The organism is Ruegeria sp. YTSA075 (genome assembly GCF_059610245.1).
The window spans coordinates 40,893-56,823 of sequence record NZ_JBXWNG010000007.1; the positions used below are offsets into that span (position 1 = coordinate 40,893).

Here is a 15,931-nt window from a genome sequence, read left to right on the forward strand (position 1 = left end):
CGTTCCACAGAGGGGGCGCTGGCATGACCATCCTCCTTTGTACAGCACGGCGGTATTCTGATCATCTACACGGCGAGCCTGCAGATGCCCTGTCGCTGACCTATGAAGACCGTTTTTTGCGGCGCAAGGTTCTGACCTGCGAAAGTGGCGAACAGATTCTCATCGACCTGGCACAAACGACTTCGTTGAAACACGGCGGCGCGTTGGTTCTGGACGATGGTCGCGAAGTGGAAATACAGGCTGCGCCCGAAGCGTTGCTGGAGGTAAAAGCCCCGGATCTGACGCGCATCGCGTGGCATATCGGCAATCGCCACACGCCTTGCCAGATCGAAAAGGCTCGCCTGTTGATCCAGGTCGATCACGTAATCCGAGATATGCTTCTTAAAATCGGGGCTACCGTGCGAGAAGTGCACGAGCCGTTCACCCCCGAAGGCGGCGCCTATGGCCACGGCAGGACCCATGGCCACACCCACTGACGCCGACATCCTGACGCTGACACAATGGTTGTCCCCTGCCTATCCTGTGGGGGGGTTTGCCTACTCTCACGGAATTGAATCCGCGATTGACCGGGGAACCGTCGCGAATTCTCAAGATACCGAAGCCTGGATTTCAAATGTGCTAGAATATGGCTCTGGTTGGAATGATGCTCTGTTCGTTGTGGCGGCCTTCAATGCGCTGGACAAAGATGAACTGACCAACGTCGATGTCACGGCGCGGGCCTTTTGCGCGACATCCGAAAGGCTCATGGAAACCGAATTGCTGGGACAGGCCTTCGGAAATGTCACCAAAGGTGTCTGGGAATTGGACCTTGGGCACTTCACCTACCCCGTCTCGATTGGACGGGCTGCAAGACTACAAAACCTTCCCTTGCTGCTGACGACCAAGATGTTTCTGCAAGCATTCGCAAGCAACCTTGTCGCCTGTGCCACGCGCCTTGTGCCACTTGGACAGACCGATGCTCAGAGGTTGATCCGCCAACTGACACCGCTGTGTGCCCAGATTGCTGAAAACGCAAAAAAGGCGAGTCTGGACGAGTTAAGCTCTACTGCGTTCTTGGGGGACATTGCGGCCATGAAACACGAAACACAATATTCGAGGATTTTCCGCACATGACCAGTATAAACGGCCCTCTTCGCGTAGGTATTGGAGGCCCGGTAGGAGCCGGAAAAACTACTTTAACCGCCGCCTTATCTGAAGCGCTGCGCGATGTTTGTTCGGTGGGTGTTATTACCAACGACATATATACGCAGGAAGATGCCGAAGCGCTGATGCGCATGCAGGTCCTGCCGCGGGACAGGATCATCGGCGTCGAAACTGGCGGTTGCCCGCATACAGCAATTCGCGAAGACGCCTCGATCAATTTGGCCGCAGTCGCCGAGATGCAGACACGTCATCCGGATCTCGACATTGTTTTGATTGAAAGTGGAGGCGACAATCTATCAGCCACATTCAGCCCGGAACTGGCGGATCTGACCATCTACGTGATCGATGTCGCCGCAGGCGAGGAAATCCCCAGGAAAGGCGGGCCGGCGATTACGAAATCGGACATCCTTGTAATCAACAAGACTGACCTTGCGCCGCATGTTGGCGCTTCGCTGGAAGTTATGGAACGTGATGCGCAAAGAATGCGTAAAGGACGGCCCTTCTTGTTCTCGTCACTTCGTCACAGAAGCGGGGTCGACACAATTGTGGATCTGCTTGTGAAAGGGGGAGGTTTAGAGCTTTCGAAAGCGAGTTAGTCCCCGAGACGAAGAGGCCAAGCTATCGATGCTCAAAGCCGACTGGAGAAACCGAAAGCAAGATTATCATTTTCGCATTTGTCTGGATGTTACATTTTGTTTTTGTTTGCAGGCTAACTGCAAACAAAATTCACCACGGAATTTTGACAAAAATTGTTGAGCAAAACCTTTTCCTTGACCCGCTTGTTGCGTATCCCAGCTTTCAGCAACCAGCGCATCGAATGACAAGTTTTCGCAACCATTGGGTGACTTGCCGCGCTGTAACAATCCGCGAACATCGCTGAAGCGGCGTTATGTGAAGCGATCTCTGGTTGAGTAGTGGCCATTCAGTGGAACAAGTACAAAAGGCTGCCTCGCGGGACAGTGCAGTCGTTGGCAAAACCGCTTTGAATGACAGCATTTGCGTCGCATTGCTTGAACCGCGAGGGCGTTAATTCCCTCAATTGGTCAAGACACTATACACAATGAGGGGTTTGTTCCTGTCCACTTCCCGGAAACGGAGCAAACAACGATTTGGTACGATCATTTGTTGCTCCATGTTTTCTAATAAATTTTCGATAAAAACGGTATCATGCTATCAAATAGTTTTGGTCCAAGATTGTGGTCCGCTCAAAACGTATCAAAAACGAATTCTTGCCTCTCCGATTGTTTGAACGAGAGGCAATAAATGAGTTTCATAGTTCCGCCATTTCTCCTTGGAAGATTTGTATAGCGGTTGACGAACTTGCTGGACGCTGGCGGTGCGAACGCGACGTTCTCCTTTATGAAACTCAAGACAGCGATCATCCCACTCAAGACCGCAGAACTCGACCATGCGACGTGCCTCAGTCTCGATGTCTTCGATTAGGCCCTCGTAGTGAACGGTATGAAAACTGCCATAAGGCAGTAGATCTTTCCAGTGCTGCATGACGCGCACATAAGCGTTGAAGTAGCGGCCCAGCTCAACTTGATCATAGCTGTGGTACTGGCTGCGTTGAAACACACGCGTGAAACAAGATAGGCATGTATCCAGTGGATTGCGCGCGACATGCACGATCCGTGCATTGGGCATAATCGCATGAATCAGGCCTACCATTAGAAAGTTAGCCGGCATCTTGTCTACGATATGCGCTGTACCTGGGGCATACGCATCAAGCTGCTGGATGTATTGCTGAGCACGCATCGAAAGATCTTGTTCCGGTAGTTTTGCGATCAGACTACCCGTCTTTTTGTCTCCACCGCGCAGTTGATCGGCAAAAAGCTTATGCATGTAGCTGAGCTCTCCGGCTCCAAACACGTCTGGATGGCTGGCGAGGATCGATTCCGTCAGGGTAGTTCCAGACCGCGGCATACCAACGACAAAGATTGGTTGGCTGCTGTCTACGGCACTGTGCCGAAGCCTTTCGATCAGATCCGGCGTGAAGACCGATATCAGATCGTTAGCCGTTTCTTCGATTTGGTCGGCATCAAAATCAACTATGCTGCGCTTTAATGCGGCTCCTTTCGCAAAATGCGCAAAGGCATCGTCATATAGCTTAAGGTCCTCATAACATTTTCCCAATGCGTAATGATACGACACTGCTTGTTCAGGAAGCATTTTATCAGCATCAGGCAGCGCAGACAAAAGGGCTTGAAAAGCCGAATTGTCTTCGGTGACTTTTTCCAACTTTACTAACGCGATTTGCGCATTTAGGCGCGCATTATCCTGTTCGGCAGCTTTGTTGAACCACATTCGCGCGGCGTCAAAACTGCCCCGTTCCATCTCCAGATAGCCCAATGCAATCATTGCGGCTGAGAAGTCGGGCTTTAATTCAAGAGTTTTCTCGTAATTGGCAAAGCCTGCATCCAGATCACCCAGATGCGATTTGCACACAGCGATGTAATGATAGGCGGGCGCGTGGGTGGGATCTATGCGTTGTGCTTTTTCGGCCTCTAACAGCGCAAGTTCGTGCAGGTTCTTTTCGGTCAGAACCTGTGCGAGCCCGACATAGGATTCAGGCTTTTTTTCATCAAGAGAAATGGCATTACGGAACCGGCGCTCGGCATTATCCCATTCGCATATCAAGGAATGAAGCCGCCCCCGGTTCCGATGCAACTCTGCTGAGGTATACCCTTTTGCAAGGTAGTCGTCCGCCAGCACCGTGGCGTCGTCGACGGCTTCGGTTTCGATCAACACCGAAATGAGGTTATTCACACTTTCCAGATAATCCGGTCGCAGCTCCAGCACTTTCCGATAGAATGCGATCGCGGCTGCGCTGTCCTCGTTGTCTCGCGCAATAGATCCCAGGTTATTACTTGCTGCAACCAAATCCGGCTTAAGCGCTAACGCTCTTTTCTGGCAGGCTTCGGCCTCGGGCAGATCGCCCAAGTCATAGTAGGCCAACCCAAGATTTGAATGCGCGCTTGCGGACCCGGGCTCAATTTGGACCGCGCGTTTGCCGATGCGGATTGCGTCTTCTGGCTTGCCGTTTGCCCGCAAAACTTCGGTAAAATTCGAAAGGAACCCAACGTTGTTAGGTTGCAATCTACAGGCTTCGCGCATGGCATTTTCGGCAGGCACGGTCTGACCGGTTTGAAACGCGATGACGCCAAGCAATTGATGTGCGGGCGCATAGTCAGGCGCAGCTTTGAGAACTTGGTTTAGAACACTGACAGCCTGCTGCAGCGCACCGCTTTCAAAGGCTTGAACCCCACGATTATAGGCTTCGTTGATGGACAACGCCTGAGTTTTAGACATTCAATTACCTCTGGGCGAGTTGCGCAGGACGACCTATCCTTGAAGGCCATGAAATTGCCATACTGTGTTGCAGTTTTCCTACGGATTTCCAACAGCATCATTTTAGCGAATGCAATGCATAATTGACAGATTGCACATTCATTAACTGTTTTTTAACATCTCATAAGCGAGGCACTGCGCGAGTGCGCGCAGGGCTTCGAAAAAAAAGACAAAAAACTCGAACGGGATAGTACATATCAAAAATTCGAACGGGGGCGGATGCCCTCAAGCTCCGTGGGGGGCGCCTTTTCAAGTGGAAAGGCCAAATCGTCAGTGCGGCTCCTGCTGCGATGTTGGCGCAGGTCTCAATCATCGCGTTGGCTGCAGGTGTGGCGCAGGCTGATACGATCTCAACCGTTGTGACCACGCCTCAGGTTTTTACCACGGATGCAAACCATGAGATAACCGCTACGGGCGCCATCGAGATCACGTCTTCGATTGCAGCTGCGCTTACGATCCTTCCGGACTATTCAAGCACCTTCACCAATAATGGGTCGATTTCGGTTGTAGCGACCGCAACCGACACGGCGACAGGGCTTCTATTGGATGGCAACCTGCTCGAAGGCGGCGCGCTTATCAATAATGGCACGATCTCACTGGATATCACAGGGTCTGATCCCGAGGATATCTACGCGATACAAATCAACGGTGACGTTGCTGGTTCGATCGTGAACAACGGCACGATCGACGTGGATGTGCTGTCGACGGATGGTGATGCCGAAGCCTGGGGCATTTATGTCGACGGAGACCTCACCGAGACCGGAGAAATCTTGAACACAGGCACGATCAAAGTCGACGCGTTGATCACATCCGGTAGCACCGCGTCAATCTATGGCATCGCAGTGGATGGTGACGTTGCCGGTTCGATCAGGAACACAGGTACAATCGACGTACGTGCAAGATCTTTCGCAGACGATTATGCCTATGCTTGGGGCATCTATGTCGAAGATGACCTGCTGGAAACCGGTGAAATCCTGAACTCGGGCACAATTAAGTCGGTCGCCATCACCACGAGCGACAGTACTGCATCCGCCTTTGGTATTTTCGTTGATGGCGACGCAGCGGGGGTTATTAGCAACACAGGCACGCTGGATATCTTTGCGTCTGCGCCGTCGACATACGAGGCTATCGCCTACGGCATTTCGGTTGATAGTGATCTGTCAGGGCGGCTCGAAAATAGCGGTACGATCAAAGTAACTGCACTTGGCGTTGAATCTGATGCGTCAGCATATGGTATCCACGTCGATGATCACACGCTGGCTGGCGCGACAATCATCAACAGCGGAACGATCACCGCTTTTGCAAGTGCGGATACCGATGATGAAGCCTATGCAGGGGGGTTCTACCTTGAAGACCTCGTCGCTGGCACCGTCATCAACTCCGGAACGATCACCGGCACGGCTCAATCGCTCAACACGGGCTCCGAAGCGACAGCGTCAGGTATCTATATCGGCGATGACGTCTCGGGCACAGTCACCAATTCGGGAACCATGACGCTGCGAGCCGAAGCTGCCGAGGATTCTGCGACAGCGGCTGGCGTGTATCTTACAGACAATCTGAGTGGTACAATCACGAACTCGGGTGTGATCACAGCCACAGCAATCTCGCGTGATACCGAAGCCGAAGCCTACGGAATCTATGTTGACGAAATTGCCACCGGGGACATCACGAACTCTGGCAGCATCACTGTTGCAGCCGAAGGTGGGATGACGACCGGGGACCAATCGACTGGGATTGGAGTTTATGCCAGCGACATGCAGGGATCGTTCACGAACACAGGTGAAATTACGGCAAGTGCCACCGGTGTCTCGGGAACACGTGCTGCCGGTATTCAGTTCGACAATTTCGACGGTACGATCGATAGCCTGGGAACCATTCGGGTATCTGGCAATGATGAAGTCTATGCCGTCTATCTCGGTTCTGGTTCGGGTACGCTGAACGCTGATACCGGGGATGATGTGCAGGGCCTCATCAGGGTCAACGCGCACAACGTGAACCTCGACGCCCAAGGTGGCAGCGCCATCTTCCGCTTTGAAGATGCTGCACCTGGCGCGGGTGTTTTCACGACTACGGTGTCGAATGAAGGGTCGGGTTGGTTTGTCGAAGACGAAGGCGGAGCGGCTCCTGTCTACGCGAGTGTCGACACCAATGACATCGCACTCTCAGGTGATGTCGTTGCCGCCTTCGGTAGCGCGGTGGGTAGCAGCGGTAACGCGCTAAGCTATGCCAGTTCGCCAGAAGTTGCGCAGGGCGCAACTTTTGCTGGGTTCCGGCCATTTGCTCTGATCAGCGCCGAGTATCGAGAGTTCGAATCCGATTCCAGTCCGGATACGGATGTGTCGATATTCAACGGAAGTGCCGGCTTTACAGGGCGTATGGACAACGGCCTTGCATTGGCTGTCGGCATGGGTGTGTTCTCGGCCGATGGAGATACTGATACCACAGACTTCGACACGACCGGCTTTTATTTTGACGCTGCTTTGGGCCGACAGGCGGGTGCCTACACGTTTGAAGCAGGGCTAGGGTATGGCTGGTTGTCGACGGATCGCAGCCGACAGATCGGCGGCAGCGACGATGCTAATGCGGACTATGACAGCAGGCTGTTTACCGCCCATGTCGCGGTCGAGCGTGATTTCGACATCAGCGGCGATTTCGGGCTGCTTGGCTTTGCGAATGCCCGTTACACCAACCAGCAGGACGACGGCTATACCGAAACCGGTTCAAGCGCGAACGCAACAGTTGGGGACGTGACGACTGAGGTCATCGAAGCGCAGTTGGGTGTTGAGGCCGAGAAGCAGTTTGCCAATGGCGGACTTCTGAGCGCGCAGCTAAGCGGTGTGCTTCGACGCGATCTTGGCAACTCCGAAACGGATGTAACGGTGTTCTCTTCAACCCAGTCGCTGGTTTTTGCGTCTACCGACTTCACAGGTGCGCGCATCGCAGTTGGGTATGAGAAGGATCTTGCTCAGGATATGCGTTTGGAATTGAACGCCGAGCAGGAGATCGGCAACGACGCACAGGGTCCATTTCTGCGCGCAGGCCTTCGTTGGTCTTTCTAACGACAAAACATTCTGCGGCATCCCAAGTGGTGCCGCAGAGCACTAACCCAGCTGGACGTCGCCCTGCTAGTACGCTGCCATTCGTTGGTATTGCAGCATCAAGCAAAATGGGATCATCTGGTTTTTTCGCCGCCCAATGCACGAACGCCCGTTGTCGGAAAACGCTGCCATTCGCATCACCTTTTGCGAACAGGAAAGACGCGGACAAACTTGTCGTTGCTCGCTCTTTGACGCTGGGCCGCTTTTTGAAAGCGGCCTTTCAATACACTGAATTTAGTACCAGATTTAGCTGTTTGTATTCTAAAATGCCGAGCCTGATATTCGCTTAGAAATACTGATAAGATGACGTGTTTTAACCTTAGGTTGTATGTTCCAACATTTTAAGAGGAACATTCAATGACTTACCCCAACGCCTCAAAAGAACGTGGCGAACGTATTAGATATGCAATCAAGATAGCAGGGAAACCAAAACTGCTTTCACTTGCCGCAGAACTCAGTGTTTCACCGGCAGCACTTTCAAAGTGGAGATACGGGCATAGTTTTTCGCTCGAAAACATCTGCCGATTTGCCACCAGGCTCGATGTGTCCTTAGACTGGTTGCTTCTCGGGCTTGGCGAGCCGAAAAATCATCACGGCTTCGATCTTTCTCGAACAGAGCAGGAGCTTGTACTGCTACTCCGAATCCGCCCGAAACGATTCTCAAAGCTCCTGCTTAACCTAGTGCATGAGATACCTGAAACGTCGCAGGCGCCCGATCGGTAACCCATAGTGTAAGAAATTAGAACTGCCTGACCGGTAGCTGCATTTTCGCTCGACAAGCAAGAGGAGGCGAAGTGCCAAAGACCCTGATAAGCTGGAAAATTTGGCACTTCGCATTTTGGTTTTGTTTCAGATTACAACCCCGTTTCCCAACCTGCATTTTTACCAACAGAAAAAATTCCGGTCGATTTTACCATCAAGAAACACCCTTAAGTCGCAAACTTACATCTAAGTTTCTACGCTTGATTGTGCAGCGGTCGGCGAATTTGTCCCCCCATATCTATCGCGCCGGTCGCTGAGCAACCAATGCACATTGTGTGCACACATAGAGACTTCGGAGATTGAAATGACTACATATACTTTGGATATCAACATCGATTCACAAGGCCTGAAGCAAATCCAGGGCGAAACGATCAGCATTGCCAAGACGGTGACGACATCCTTGGTTGCAGGCAATCTGGCCACGGCCTGGATTTCATTCGAGCCAGCGCAGCATATTTCTGTCACGTGGGAAGAAGATTATTACATCTATGCTTCCACAAATATGGCCCAAGGTGGGGCAACTATCGGCTTATCGTCCAATACCGATGCGCCTGTGCAGTCGGGGTTGCTCTACACTTATGACTCGTCAGCCACTTTTTCATCCTCCGGTCAGGATACCGGTGGTGCCTTTGAAACCAAGAATGAGCAGCAATCGCCCAACGCTTGGACTATGGGGCTGGCACAGAAGGCCACAGTGAATGGCGGTGCCGTATCGATGGCCGCGCTGAATGCTGTGAAGGTGCCTTACAATCAGACTGCAAGCTTCACGCCCATCGAAAATGTTTCGATCTGGGTGTCATCCATCCAGAACAACGGTGTCGTGTTGTCACAAATCGCAGGCGACGCACTGCCCGTTCAACTTAGCAGTCAGAACTCCACGGCCAATATCGGCTACAACGACTCGAACAATACGTTCACCTTCGTGAGCTACGGCTGACATCGCGGATCGCGCGTCTTCGGAGAATACCCTCCGAAGACGTATCCGAGACCTTCAATCCAGCAGTCCGGCCATGTACCAGCTCGATATCAAAATCAGTACGTCCGATGTGTCAGCATTAACTTTAGCTGGCCAGAATGTGGCGATTGTTCAGGAAGTGTCGTCCGCTGCGTTCAGCGGCAACATTGCGGCCAATGTCGTAACCAGCGAGGTGCCCGAAGTTGTCTGGGTCACCGTTGCTCCGGCCGAAAACACAACACTGACCTGGGATTCGGGCGTTGTGATCTACCAATCCGATCAAGCGACCTGCGGCACCGCTATCGTAAGGTCAAATTCGGTGTCAAATGTGAGTACGGGTGCGGTATATCCCTATTCCGACAGTGGCTTCGGACCGGTTCAAACCCCTGGCGGGACTAACTCGACAACATACTATGTGTCGAACAATAGTTCACATTCGAGCCTGTCTTTTGGATTGGCTCGCGACTGCTCCCTGAACGGGAGCCCCATCAGCGGCGGCCCATTTGCAAACTCCAACCGTACAGTTCTAAACGGCGAGTACGGTAGCTTTCAGATTCAAGATCAAATCCACCTGTTCGCCGGATCGATTTCGGGGTTCGGCATCTTACAGAACACCGCGCTCATTAATTTTAGCACAACGCAGATTTCGGACGGGTCGCACGTCATCGCAACTTATTCGAGTGGGAAGTTCATCTTCAGCTGACTTCCCGAATTTCCCCCCAAACCGATAGGAGAAACAAATGAAACATTCGGTTCAAGTCTTAACTCTTTGCCTGCTTGGCGCGGGCACAGCATCGCCTGGATTAGCCAGTTGCAATGACGCGGATCAATGCTCCGCAGCAGAGTGCAGGCACCGACAAGCACACGTGCACCCCACATGCGATCAAAGACGGTCCTGTACAAATGTACTGCCGTCTGATCGTGCAACGCTTCAACTCTTCAAGGTCCGCAATGAGGACTGCGCTGCTGCACGCGAATATGTTGCGGAGTGCTTTAGCGTGACCGACGCAGGCCATCAGGAAGCCATAGATTCCGCCCTGCGAGCCGCGAACATTTGCACGACCAAACTGGGTGATGACTGACATGGTCTTGCAAAACCCATCAGAGTATCGCAACAAATACTCCAATTTGTTTGGAAAACTTTGATCGTGCAAACTAATCTACGCTGCGTATTGACGTAGAGGGTCAAGCCGGCTGATCCATCTAAGCGATACGCTGATAGGGTGCCAAACACGCGGAGCAAAGCTTTATGAATTCTAAAAAATCCAGCTCTTGCCATAGCGCCACATTTTTTGATCTCCTCTCTCAGGACCCGACCCGCGAAGTCTCTCTGCCTGAAGAAACGCTTTTGTCCGATGTCTCCCACGTATTGACACATCCCGCAGAGCTTGTGGCTTTTTGCGATTCTCACCCCGCGCGTCTTGGCTGGGCCATTTGGCGGCTTTGTGATAGCTCGAGTTCACACTGCCTGTATCTGCTGACCGACTCGAACATTTCGTTGGGGATTCGCCGCCATCTGACGGTTCATCTAAAGACGCTCTTCTTGGAGATTTTTAACCGTCATTGTGAACCGAAGACGCTTGAGTCTTTGATAGCACCTGGGCATCTGAACATCGCATGTTCCCTCTTTTGGGATATTTCACCTTTGGGTTCCGCAAAGGCCGCGGAAGCGGGCATCGCGCGGAATTGTACAGATGTGATGAAGTTTCAGCTCTCTCTCTCCAATCCCGCATGCCGTGAAAGCGCGTTACTGGGGGTTGAGCAATGGATCGATGCTGAACCGCAACTAATGGCAGAGATTTTGGATGGATTTGACGTTGAAAGCGAGCCTGTGGCATCGCTTAAGACCCTAGCCGTGAATTTGATCCGGATTTTGGAATCTAAATTGAACGTTTGATCAGCTTCCTGTTCCTTGATTATCTGAATGATCTGTTCGTCGATGAATCTCGTCTTCATTTGTCCGTCCTTCAGTTGGCCAGACTCTACACAAAACTGGAGGAGATTCAGGAGCTCAGGTCCGTTTGTGGGAGCCGTAAATCTTGTGGTGCAGGAGAAATTGATGCATCCTGACTCTATGGGTCGAAACACTGGGCAGTGTATCACCTCTGTTTTGAAGGCTGAATGCAGAAAACCTAGAGGTTCCGCTTCAACCTTGTTTGGTCTCCCCTATCCTTATAGGTAGCCCCCTCAATGCAACGACTGGATCAAAAATGCCTTCATACAAACGTCTCAGCCTAACTTTTTTCGCAGCCTTGTTTTGTGCCAGCGTGATGCTGTTCGAGGATATCGGCGAAGCAATGGGTGTTGCCTGGATTGAGGAATGGGACGACATTCATGTTTGGGAAGTATTGATCATGTTTTCCTTGTTTGGGGCAATTGCCGTGCTGGGGCTAGAGGTTCTGAAGCTGCGGCGGTATCAAAATAATCTTGAAGACAAGATCGCACGCGCATCAAGCGCCTTCGAGGAACTGTTGAACGCATATTTTGACGACTGGGCCTTTACAAGCGCCGAACGTGACGTGGCCCGGCTGCTCATCAAAGGTTGTTCAACAGCGGAAATGGCTGAAATCAGGAATGCCAAAGAAGGTACAATCAAGGCACAGACGAGTTCGATCTACAAAAAATCTGGCTACGCTAACAAAGCTCAGTTTTTGAGCGCGCTTCTCGAAGACCTCACGGACGCCGATTCATCTCACTCCAGCAGGGCGGCGTGATCAGAATTAGAGGAATGCGGGTCCATATAGCCTCGCCCAGGTTCCTGTCTGAGACTCTAAGTGAGGTGGCTCATAAACTTCTGGCAGACAGCGCATAAACTAAAGGTTTATGCGGCCCATATGGCCGTATTCCCGCCCCTTTTGCCGCTATAACCCGGTTCGAACCTGTGTCACGTTGTGGCGCGGATCAGACCACGTGGGCAGAGCTGCAACGATGAACCCACGGGTTTCAGGACTGAAATCCTAAGCAAATGAGGCGGGAAAAGTGACAGTACAGCAGGATCGCGCAGCGGTGCGCGGGGGGCGTGTGACCAAATGGAAGGGTAAAGTCGCGAGCATCGCTCCCGCGTTGTTTATGGGATCGGTGTCGACGCTGGCGCTCTCGGCATCCGTGGTGCAATCAGATACCATAAATGTGCCGCAGAGCACCCCGTTTGTAAGCTCTTTGGATGAGGACCATACCGTGACGGCAACGGGTGCTATCCTTGTCGATCCGCTTTCAGGGCCGGGGCTGATGCAGATCAACGTTGGGGACTATTCAAGCACCCTGAGCAACGAAGGCACGTTGGTATCTACATCGGGCCTGGTGCGTGACCGGGCAGGAATCCTGATGGGCGGGGATGTCTCGGGTTCGGTTACGAACTCCAATATCATCAGGCTGGGTGAATCCGCTGGCGACAGCGCTGATCTGAGGGGGATTAGCGTGGTGGGCGATGTTGCCGGTACTGTCAGCAATATGGGAACGATTCAGATCGCGAACTCTGCGCTGACATTCGGAACGGCTGCTGGTATCTCGGCAAACTCGGTCTCGGGCACTGTCAGCAACAGCGGCACGATTGACGTGAATGTCGACGTAAGTACGCGGGCTCTGGCCAATGGAATCGAGATCAGTACGGTCGACGGCACGATACGCAATTCGGGTCTGATAACGGTGCGGGTGCAAACGCAGGGATCGATTGCGTCTGCTGATGGCATTCAATTATCTGATCTGAACGGCACCCTTGAAAACACTGGGCGTATTGTTGTGGACGCTGTCAGCGATGCGAACGCGACGGTTGACGGGATCAGCGTGAGCAATCTGAACGGTACGCTGATCAACTCTGCCGCCATCGCTGTGACAGGTGTTGCAGCGGGGAGCGTCAACGGGGACGTGATAGAGGCACTTGATATCCAAGGGCGTTTCGAGAACCACGGTGATCTGACGATTTCGTTGGCAGGCGGCAGCAGTACAGGGGCCTCTTTTGACATTATCGAGGCGCTGACTATCGGTGGTAGCTTTCTGAACACGGGTACACTGTTGGGCGTCGCACGGGCGGGTAGCGCACAAATTGATGGAATCGACGCAGGACGTGTGTCCGCAGGCGGCAGCTTTAGCAACACGGGCAACATCACAGTCCAGGCTATGGGCACAAGCGCCAACGCTTCTGCTGACGTGCTAGATTTTGCCAACATTGACGGAACAGTTCAGAACAGCGGCACCCTGACAGCAAACGTAACTGCCACGTCTGCGGCTTCGGTTCGTGGTATTCGAACACGGGATATTGATGGATCATTTAGCAACAGTGGCAACATCACGGTTGCTGCCAGCTCTACGGGCTCTGTTGCCTCGGCCTTGGGGATTGAGACAGCTGATATAAACGGCGCTTTCGCAAATAGCGGCAACATCTTTGCGCAGGCCGATGGGACAACCGCCTTCGCCGCTGGAATATCCGGCGGTCAGGTTGATGTCGCCGGTACTGTCACCAACAGCGGTAGCCTGACAGTGAATGCTTTTGGTAGCAGCTCAGCCCTTGCCGCAGGTATTCGGCTTTCAAATATTGGCGGTTCGCTCAGCAATTCTGGGGTGGTTACAGCCACCGCCAATTCGGACAGGTTCTATGCATCAGCGTTGGGCCTCAGTCTCTCGGGCATTGATGGGACCTTCGAAAACACAGGCACGATTGGGGCCACCGCTATATCGCATGGTACCAGTGCATCCGCTACCGGAGTTACAATGCCTTCGATCAACCTGGGCGCAACAGTTCTCAATTCTGGAACAATTGCCGCCTCGGCTTCCGCGAACAGCTCGGCTGAGGCTCACGGAGTCTCTGCCGTTTTCTTACGCGGTACACTGCAAAATGCGGGTACAATTTCGGTCAAAGCTGAAAGTTCCGGAACCAACGCCAGTGCCGAGGGGATCACGTCGCTCTTTGTTTTTGGAGAACTAAGTAATACTGGTACGATCACGGTTGCGGCGCGTACATCCGGCAGCTCGGCTGATGCCATCGGCATTTCACCTGCGAATGTGCTGGCAGGCGGGCTGGTTTCCAACAGCGGCGTGATTCGGGCCTCTGCCACAGCCAGCGCATCTTCTAGCGCCACAGCCTTGGCTGTGGGTCTGTTGACGGATAGCGTTTCCGGAGAAGTATCTAACTCAGGCACAATCGACGTAGTCGCCCGGATCAGTGGTAATGCGACCGGGACCGCGCAGGCCTACGGTATTCAAGCTGGGTCTCTGGCCGGAACACTCGATCATACCGGAACGATCAACGTGCAGGCAGAGGCCGCAATCGCGGAGGCTTATGGTATCTATGTCGACAATCTGACGGGTACGCTGGATGTCACGGGCGATATCTCAGTATCCGGTTCTGGCAGAAACTATGGTATCTATCTGGATAGCGGCTCAGGTACGTTGAACGTTGAAACCACCGCTACAATTGACCAGACCATTCGAGTTGCGGCCCACAATGTGAACCTCACACATGTCGGGCAGGATGCCGTCTATCGTTTTCAGGACGATGACACGGCCAATGGGACGTTTCAGACCATTGTAACGCGCCCGTCTCAGGGCTGGTTCATCGATGGTCAAGGTGGAAGCGCTCCGGTCTATGCGAGTTTTGACGCCGAAAACATCCAGCCGAACATTCAGCAAAGCTTCGATATTGCACGGCTGTCCTATACGCTTGCAGATCAGATTGGCACCGCACCGTCTTTCGGCGACAATGTTAGACTCAGCACACGCGGTAGCGGTCCGATTGAGGGTTTCCGCCCCTTTGTGTTGGTCAACGGCAGCCGCAGCGACGCGGATGCAGATGGTGACACACCAGATCTTTCGTCTAACATGTGGAACGTCACTGCGGGGCTGACCCGCGATTTGGGGGCTGGATTGCGATATGGGTTCAGCGCCAGCTATCTAAAAAATGACGGCAACTTTGGCGCTAATGATTTCGACACCTCTGGGGGTTATGTCAGCGCAATTGTGGCGCAGAATTTCGGCTTTGCCGACCTTAGCTTTGGGTTGGGATATGGCAACCTCGACACAAAGCAAACCAGACAGGTCGCGGGTTCTAATGATGCCGACGCCAGCTATTCCAGCGATATCATAACCGCTTTGATCGCTGCAGAACGGGAGTTTGCCCTGAGCAACGGAATGGAAATTACTCCTCGCGCAAGCTTTCTTTATGGTCAGCAGAAACTTGATGGCTATACGGAAACGGGCTCGGCATCCAATGCTACAGTGGGTGGTCAAGACATAACGTTCAACGAAATTCGTATCGGCGGTCTTCTGTCGACCTCAGTTGCTGGCGGAACGCTGTCGGCGTCGCTTACTGCGGTTCGTCAGGACGCGGATGCACCAACATCTATCGATGTTGCCATCTTCGGGAATACGCTCACTCTGGCTTCGACCGGTAGCGGTGTTGATACTTTTGGCGAACTTGGTATCGGTTATGAAAAGGCGTTCGATCATGGCGGTAACTTCTTGCTGGAGGCCCGTTCAACCATTGCCGCAGATGTTTCTACCCAAGCGATTTGGGCCTCGTATGAATGGCGGTTCTGAGGCGGGCTGAGTTTGCGCCCCCCAAGAATTCTGGGTAACACTACCCAGAGTTCTTCGGTATTCGTATCTCGAAGTATGCTGGTCCCTGCAC

The 15,931-nt window shown here is 52.8% G+C and carries 11 protein-coding genes; 10 read left to right on the forward strand and 1 reads right to left on the reverse strand.

The window, feature by feature from the left end:
- The first annotated feature begins 23 nt into the window (after positions 1-23).
- Genes AC2FGE_RS13790 through ureG form a run of 3 tightly spaced genes read left to right on the forward strand, consistent with a single transcriptional unit; the run spans position 24 to position 1,739 of the window.
- Positions 24-476 (forward strand): urease accessory protein UreE, encoded by a 453-nt coding sequence (locus AC2FGE_RS13790; RefSeq protein WP_496819787.1) that lies wholly within the window; start codon positions 24-26, stop codon positions 474-476.
- Positions 460-1,113: an urease accessory protein UreF gene (locus AC2FGE_RS13795; protein WP_496819788.1), complete on the forward strand. Its 654-nt coding sequence runs from the start codon at positions 460-462 to the stop codon at positions 1,111-1,113. The genes AC2FGE_RS13790 and AC2FGE_RS13795 overlap by 17 nt, the downstream gene beginning before the upstream one ends.
- Positions 1,110-1,739 (forward strand): urease accessory protein UreG, encoded by a 630-nt coding sequence (gene ureG / locus AC2FGE_RS13800; RefSeq protein WP_496819789.1) that lies wholly within the window; start codon positions 1,110-1,112, stop codon positions 1,737-1,739. The genes AC2FGE_RS13795 and ureG overlap by 4 nt, the downstream gene beginning before the upstream one ends.
- Positions 1,740-2,358: 619 nt before the next feature.
- Here ureG and AC2FGE_RS13805 read toward each other — a convergent pair.
- A complete protein-coding gene (locus tag AC2FGE_RS13805) occupies positions 2,359-4,455 on the reverse strand; it encodes a tetratricopeptide repeat-containing sulfotransferase family protein (protein ID WP_496819790.1) in 2,097 nt (698 codons plus the stop codon).
- A gap of 329 nt (positions 4,456-4,784) precedes the next feature.
- Here AC2FGE_RS13805 and AC2FGE_RS13810 point away from each other — a divergent pair, with 329 nt between their 5' ends.
- The 7 genes from AC2FGE_RS13810 to AC2FGE_RS13840 all read left to right on the forward strand — a co-directional run bounded on the left by AC2FGE_RS13810 (position 4,785) and on the right by AC2FGE_RS13840 (position 15,840).
- Positions 4,785-7,553, forward strand: a complete 2,769-nt coding sequence (locus AC2FGE_RS13810) for an autotransporter outer membrane beta-barrel domain-containing protein (RefSeq protein WP_496819791.1) — start codon at positions 4,785-4,787, stop codon at positions 7,551-7,553.
- 396 nt (positions 7,554-7,949) lie between these two features.
- Positions 7,950-8,315 carry a helix-turn-helix domain-containing protein gene (locus AC2FGE_RS13815; protein WP_496819792.1) on the forward strand — a complete coding sequence of 122 codons (366 nt, stop codon included), beginning with the start codon at positions 7,950-7,952 and terminating at the stop codon, positions 8,313-8,315.
- 358 nt (positions 8,316-8,673) lie between these two features.
- The gene (locus tag AC2FGE_RS13820) at positions 8,674-9,291 is read left to right on the forward strand and encodes a hypothetical protein (RefSeq protein ID WP_496819793.1); all 618 of its coding nucleotides are present in this window, start codon (positions 8,674-8,676) and stop codon (positions 9,289-9,291) included.
- A gap of 73 nt (positions 9,292-9,364) precedes the next feature.
- Positions 9,365-10,012 (forward strand): hypothetical protein, encoded by a 648-nt coding sequence (locus tag AC2FGE_RS13825; RefSeq protein ID WP_496819794.1) that lies wholly within the window; start codon positions 9,365-9,367, stop codon positions 10,010-10,012.
- A gap of 546 nt (positions 10,013-10,558) precedes the next feature.
- Positions 10,559-11,206, forward strand: a complete 648-nt coding sequence (locus AC2FGE_RS13830; RefSeq protein WP_496819795.1) for a hypothetical protein — start codon at positions 10,559-10,561, stop codon at positions 11,204-11,206.
- A 313-nt stretch (positions 11,207-11,519) separates the two neighbouring features.
- Positions 11,520-12,023 (forward strand): helix-turn-helix transcriptional regulator, encoded by a 504-nt coding sequence (locus AC2FGE_RS13835; RefSeq protein WP_496819796.1) that lies wholly within the window; start codon positions 11,520-11,522, stop codon positions 12,021-12,023.
- Between the two features lie 265 nt (positions 12,024-12,288).
- Positions 12,289-15,840, forward strand: a complete 3,552-nt coding sequence (locus AC2FGE_RS13840; protein WP_496819797.1) for a beta strand repeat-containing protein — start codon at positions 12,289-12,291, stop codon at positions 15,838-15,840.
- Positions 15,841-15,931 lie beyond the last annotated feature (91 nt).

What these genes read in the sequence shown, in the direction of transcription:
- AC2FGE_RS13790 (WP_496819787.1), top strand. Translation starts at nt 24, where the DNA reads ATGACCATCCTCCTTTGTACAGCACGGCGGTATTCTGATCATCTACAC.
- AC2FGE_RS13795 (WP_496819788.1), top strand. Translation starts at nt 460, where the DNA reads ATGGCCACACCCACTGACGCCGACATCCTGACGCTGACACAATGGTTG.
- ureG (WP_496819789.1), top strand. Translation starts at nt 1,110, where the DNA reads ATGACCAGTATAAACGGCCCTCTTCGCGTAGGTATTGGAGGCCCGGTA.
- AC2FGE_RS13805 (WP_496819790.1), bottom strand. Translation starts at nt 4,455, where the DNA reads ATGTCTAAAACTCAGGCGTTGTCCATCAACGAAGCCTATAATCGTGGG.
- AC2FGE_RS13810 (WP_496819791.1), top strand. Translation starts at nt 4,785, where the DNA reads ATGTTGGCGCAGGTCTCAATCATCGCGTTGGCTGCAGGTGTGGCGCAG.
- AC2FGE_RS13815 (WP_496819792.1), top strand. Translation starts at nt 7,950, where the DNA reads ATGACTTACCCCAACGCCTCAAAAGAACGTGGCGAACGTATTAGATAT.
- AC2FGE_RS13825 (WP_496819794.1), top strand. Translation starts at nt 9,365, where the DNA reads ATGTACCAGCTCGATATCAAAATCAGTACGTCCGATGTGTCAGCATTA.
- AC2FGE_RS13830 (WP_496819795.1), top strand. Translation starts at nt 10,559, where the DNA reads ATGAATTCTAAAAAATCCAGCTCTTGCCATAGCGCCACATTTTTTGAT.
- AC2FGE_RS13835 (WP_496819796.1), top strand. Translation starts at nt 11,520, where the DNA reads ATGCCTTCATACAAACGTCTCAGCCTAACTTTTTTCGCAGCCTTGTTT.